This window comes from Parcubacteria group bacterium, from assembly GCA_041657845.1.
Taxonomy (GTDB): domain Bacteria; phylum Patescibacteriota; class Minisyncoccia; order Moranbacterales; family JAKLHP01; genus JAKLHP01.
The window spans coordinates 1-4,924 of record JBBABD010000047.1; the positions used below are offsets into that span (position 1 = coordinate 1).

The following is a 4,924-nucleotide window of genomic DNA, read 5'->3' on the forward strand; positions in this document are numbered from 1 at the left end:
TGAAAGACGTCGGCATCAATCACTCGACTATCTCACACCAAAAGAAGTCCATTTTCGATAATAATTTTTTTAAAATTTTCCCTCTCATTTTTAATAATTTTCTGTCTTGACAAACCCGACCACTTTAGAGAGCAGATATCATAATAAACAAAGAATACCATCTATCCAATACAGCCAGGATAGTGCTTGCGGTTCTGTTTTCGCTTGTAGGAATCGCCTGGGTAGTTTTTATGATGACAGTTGTCTCCCCATCAGAAAAAGACGTGGGCATCCTCTTTGTAATAGCTTCGATTGGGACAGTCCCCATTGTCATTGGCATCATGATATACTTATCGGATATTTTCGATAAAATGCGTGCGTGATTAGAATCTTCGTACAATACAAAGGAGGTGAGAATTCATGGCAGGGAAGATTGTTTGCAAGAAGGATGTGGTGATGAAAGGCGGAGATAACGAAGGAGAAGTTGCGTTCACTGACGGAAAGGAATATGACGTATGGATGGTAATGTCCTCGGAATTCATTGTTATCCTCACAACTGACAACTTTGGTAATCCGCATCACCTACTGGAGACAGGAATACATTCGTCAGATTCGAAGTTCATCTGCGAATATTTCGACCTCAGCTCGCTCAGCAAGTAAGGAAACATTCTCCCATGAAGGGGCGTAAGCAGTGAAAACTGCGACAGGTACGATAACCCTGTTTTTTTATTTTCAAAGCAATCCGCCAGCTGGCGGAAATCTGTAGCCGTATGTCTTGTACAAACATACGCTAGACTCTAGGACTAATCACAAAAATATACGATTTGCTGAAAAAACAAGAACAGGGGAAATCCCTGTTTTTGTGTTTTTCCCTCGGAGTCGTTTATTTTACGTGTGATATTTTTTACGCATTTTTAGTCCGCCGCTCCGCTTTTAGACAATTAGCTAAAATAAGGAATGTTTGCTGAATATTTGTGTGGTATAATTTAATGCATGAGTGATTCCAGCAAAATTAAGTTTAATATTATTTTTATCGCAATCATTTTTTATTGCTGCTTTTTGATTATTTCAAATGCAAAAGCTTCTTCCTATGATTACTATGTCGATAGCGGTTATAGCGGAAACGAAGAAGGAACCAAAAGCGAACCTTTTAATACTATTTCTGAGGCAATCGAGGCCAGCGGTTCCGATGACAAAATTTTCATCAAAAAAGGTGATTATGATGAAAAAATAACAATTGGAAAGGGAAGAGGATTATATGGAGAAAGCGAGAGCAAAGTCTCTTTGTCTGGTGGAATCGAAATGAAAGACGACAGCTCGATTAATAATTTGACCGTTGAAGGCGGATATGCGGCTGTTTCAATCGATTCGGATGCCAGTGCGGAAATAAATAGCTGTACTATAAAAAAATTCGGAAAAATAGGCATCGATGCTTTGCCCGGAAGCGGAAGAGTGGTTGTGAAAAATTCCAGTATTTATGGCGGGGATGGAAAAGGAATGTATATTGAATTGGGAAGAAAAATAGAAATATCAGGGAATGATATCTATAGCAACGGAGAAGAAGGAATTGATGTCAGAGCTAAAGTTAGCGGATTTATAAAAAATAACAGCCTTCACAATAACGGAGAGAGCGGAATTGAAATAATAATCGGCAGTTCCGACGTGCTGATAAGCGGAAATAATATCAAAAAAAACGGAGCTAGCGGAATTGCCGCTCAGTTTTATCAGGAAACGAAAAAAACTGGAGAATTGAACATAAAAAGCAATACGATTATAAAGAACGAAAAATACGGACTAGATTGCGCTCTGCCAAGCGGAGGGAAGCCAGATTCCTCCTATTGGAGCGATTCAATCAATCTGGTGGAAAATAATCTGGAAGATAATGGCATAAAATCCATCAATGATTTTTGTAATATTATAGATGCCGTTGACGAAGTCGAAGAAGACGTAGCCAATAAAACCAACGAGAATGATTCAGAACCAAAGAAAGAGGAAACTTTGACCGATGAAGAGGTTGAGGAAGATGAGGCAATCTGGGAAAATGCGGAAACAGTAAGTGAATATCAAGATACGATGGAAACAAAAGTGAATGAGCAGATTGATAAAATAAACGCTATCAGCAAAATAAAGTTGTTCTTTTTTGGAGTAGACCATGAATCTCTTGATTTCATAAGAAATGAAATAGAAATTAGCAAGGGACAACTGAATACGCTTAAAAATGATTTAAGCCAAGTCAAAAACGAAGAAACGAAAAATGGAATACAAACTCTCATAGAAAAAATAGAAAACAAATCGAATGATTTGGAAAATTTTGTGAAAGAAAAAGAAAATAGAACAGGAATGGGCGGATGGCTATTGAATTTTATGAAAAGAATTACGAAATTTTGAAATAAGCAAAAATGTGATATAATAAAACAGTTAATAACTATTAAAAAATAAAACAATGAAGAAAACATTAGTTGCTGCTTTTATGTTGATGTTCGGCTTAGCCATTCAAGTTCAAGCAGTAAGCACCAATTCAAATCAAGGGGCTAAATCCGGACAAGCTAATACAACTACCCAGGGCACTCAGGCTGGAAAGGCCGTCCAAACAAGCGAGCAAAACAAAGTTATGAATCAGGGAGAAAGTAACCAGATTCAGACTCAAGAGCAAAATGCAGTTCAAGCTCAAGATGAGGTTAAAAATAAATCAAAAAAAGAAAGCAAAGGGCAATTTAATGCCGAATTGCATAGAAGCGCAGTAGCTACTTTTGTTCAAAGCCTATTGGCTGTAGCTGATCGAGATGGCGGCATTGGGCAAGAAATAAGATCTATTGCTCAGCAACAAAATGACATTAAGAATAGGACATCTGATTTGATAAATGCTGTTGAGAATAGAAATAAAGTAAAAGCATTCTTTATAGGCACAAGCTATAAAAATCTTGGAGAGTTGCAAAGCCAGATGGTTAATTCGCAAAATCAAATTGAACAGTTAAAGAGATTGGCGGAAAAAGCGGAAAATGAAGGAGACAAAATCGAATTGCAAAATCAGATTCAGACATTGGAACAAGAACAGACAAATATCAGCAACTTTATTGCTCAGAATGAGAACAAATTCAGTTTGTTTGGCTGGGCAGTAAAACTTTTTAGAAAATAGCGCACTTCTTTAATGAGCTTAAAACCGTCAGAAATGGCGGTTTTTGCTAGGTGTTCCATTCTCCGCAGTTATGGTTGTTTTCGTGCTATAATAAAAGCAATTAAATCAAATAGAATATGAGAAAATATCTATCAATATCCTTCTTATTTTTATTTATAATTGCGGCATCATTTTTCGGAGGAGCTTTTGTTGCCAAGAGGAGCGCGCCGGAAGCGGCTGAAAAAAATTCAACCGATGTCATTTTGGAAGAAAATCAAAAAAACATTCCGGAAAACAACGACAGTATCGAAATTGTTGAAAAAAATACGGAAGAAAATACAGCCAGCGAAGTTGATTTTTCTTTCGCGATTTTGGGAGACACCCAATACTTTAAGCCGGGAGCAAATGGCGGATTTCAGAAGGCGGTTTCCAGTATAAAAAAAATTAATCCCAATTTGGTTTTTTCAGTGGGAGATTTAACTTCTTGTGATGGCGGAAGTGAATGCGATACGAAATACAATAATTGGAAAAATGTTTTGGGAAATTTTAGTTCCAAAACATATGTTATACAGGGGAATCACGATCGGGTTGGAAAAGAAAAAGCGGATTCTTCTTGGCAGAAAATTTTTACTCTTCCGACTAATGGCCCGGCTGGTTTTTCGGAATTAGTTTATTCTTTTGACTATGAAAATTCTCATTTTATCGTCTTGGATAGCGATAAGCCGAAAGAAAACGATATTAATTCGACCCAGCTTGATTGGCTAGAAGGAGATTTAAATAAAAATACCAAAGAAAATATTTTTGTCTTTTTTCATGAGCCGGCTTATCCGACAAATTCAAAAATAGGAGAAAGTTTGGATGTGAATGCAAAAGACAGAGATCGGCTTTGGAATATTATGACAAGCCACAAAGTAACCGCGGTTTTTTCCGGACACGAGCATATTCAAAGCCGCAGAAAAGTAAACGGACTTTATCAATTTGTTTTTGGCAATACTGATTCTTTTGATCATTTGGCACCCAAATCGGGAACAGCAGAATATTCATATATTGGCCAAGCTTTTGGAATGGTGGAAATAAATGGAAAAGAAATAACCGTCAAAACCTATTCCGTCCAAGGAAAATTGCTGGATTCTTTTGCTTTGGCAAAATAACCAGCTTTATTTGCCATATTGAAAATAGTCTATTATAATTCAAATTATGAATCTCAGGCAGAAGGTTAGACTTAAATTTTTTATGATAATAGGACTGGCAATTTTGGCGGTTTTTGTTGCCTATCCGGAAGCAGTAAAGCCGATAAAGCCGGCTTATAATTTTTTTAATAAAACTAAGGTTAATTTGGGGTTAGATCTTCAGGGAGGCATCCATTTGGAATATAAAGCCGATACTTCAAACGTAGATAGCGCCAAAAAATCAGAAGCGCTTCAAGGAGCTCAAGATGTAATTGAAAGAAGAATTAATGCTTTTGGCGTCGGAGAACCGCTAATTCAAACCTCGCATTATGGCTCGAATGATTATATTGTGGTTGAACTTCCGGGAATAAAGGATATTGAAGAAGCGAAAAAAAGAATCCAGGATACTCCATTTTTGGAATTTAAGGAGGAAGGCGCTTCTGTTCAAACGGCTCAAGGAAACGGAGGGGATCTGGGATTTGTTAAAAAGGGAGCTTTTGTTCCGGAATTTGAAGATGTTTTGTTCAGCGGAAAACTTAAAGATGGCGAGGTTTATCCTGAGCTCGTGGAGAGCCAATTTGGATGGCATATTATAAAATTAATCGAATCGCGAGGAGAAGGAGACAATTTGGAAGTTCATTCAGCGCATATTTTATTTGGT

Annotated in this window: 6 protein-coding genes; 5 read left to right on the forward strand and 1 reads right to left on the reverse strand. The window is 37.2% G+C overall.

The features are described 5' to 3' along the window. Positions 1-124: 124 nt before the first annotated feature. Positions 125-313: a hypothetical protein gene (locus WC906_05005; protein MFA5777771.1), complete on the reverse strand. Its 189-nt coding sequence runs from the start codon at positions 311-313 to the stop codon at positions 125-127. An 86-nt stretch (positions 314-399) separates the two neighbouring features. Here WC906_05005 and WC906_05010 point away from each other — a divergent pair, with 86 nt between their 5' ends. The 5 genes from WC906_05010 to WC906_05030 form a co-directional block, all read left to right on the forward strand. After that, complete coding sequence (locus tag WC906_05010) at positions 400-639, forward strand: hypothetical protein (GenBank protein ID MFA5777772.1); 240 nt, start codon at positions 400-402, stop codon at positions 637-639. A 399-nt stretch (positions 640-1,038) separates the two neighbouring features. Then, positions 1,039-2,367 carry a right-handed parallel beta-helix repeat-containing protein gene (locus WC906_05015; GenBank protein MFA5777773.1) on the forward strand — a complete coding sequence of 443 codons (1,329 nt, stop codon included), beginning with the start codon at positions 1,039-1,041 and terminating at the stop codon, positions 2,365-2,367. Positions 2,368-2,422: 55 nt separating this feature from the next. Further along, a complete protein-coding gene (locus tag WC906_05020) occupies positions 2,423-3,115 on the forward strand; it encodes a hypothetical protein (GenBank protein ID MFA5777774.1) in 693 nt (230 codons plus the stop codon). 116 nt (positions 3,116-3,231) lie between these two features. Beyond that, on the forward strand, positions 3,232-4,245 hold the full coding sequence (locus WC906_05025) for a metallophosphoesterase (protein ID MFA5777775.1): 1,014 nt from the start codon (positions 3,232-3,234) through the stop codon (positions 4,243-4,245). 46 nt (positions 4,246-4,291) lie between these two features. Then, on the forward strand, positions 4,292-4,924 hold a 633-nt coding region (locus tag WC906_05030; protein MFA5777776.1), incomplete at its 3' end, for a peptidylprolyl isomerase.

What these genes read in the sequence shown, in the direction of transcription:
- WC906_05005 (MFA5777771.1), bottom strand. Translation starts at nt 313, where the DNA reads ATGACAATGGGGACTGTCCCAATCGAAGCTATTACAAAGAGGATGCCC.
- WC906_05010 (MFA5777772.1), top strand. Translation starts at nt 400, where the DNA reads ATGGCAGGGAAGATTGTTTGCAAGAAGGATGTGGTGATGAAAGGCGGA.
- WC906_05020 (MFA5777774.1), top strand. Translation starts at nt 2,423, where the DNA reads ATGAAGAAAACATTAGTTGCTGCTTTTATGTTGATGTTCGGCTTAGCC.
- WC906_05025 (MFA5777775.1), top strand. Translation starts at nt 3,232, where the DNA reads ATGAGAAAATATCTATCAATATCCTTCTTATTTTTATTTATAATTGCG.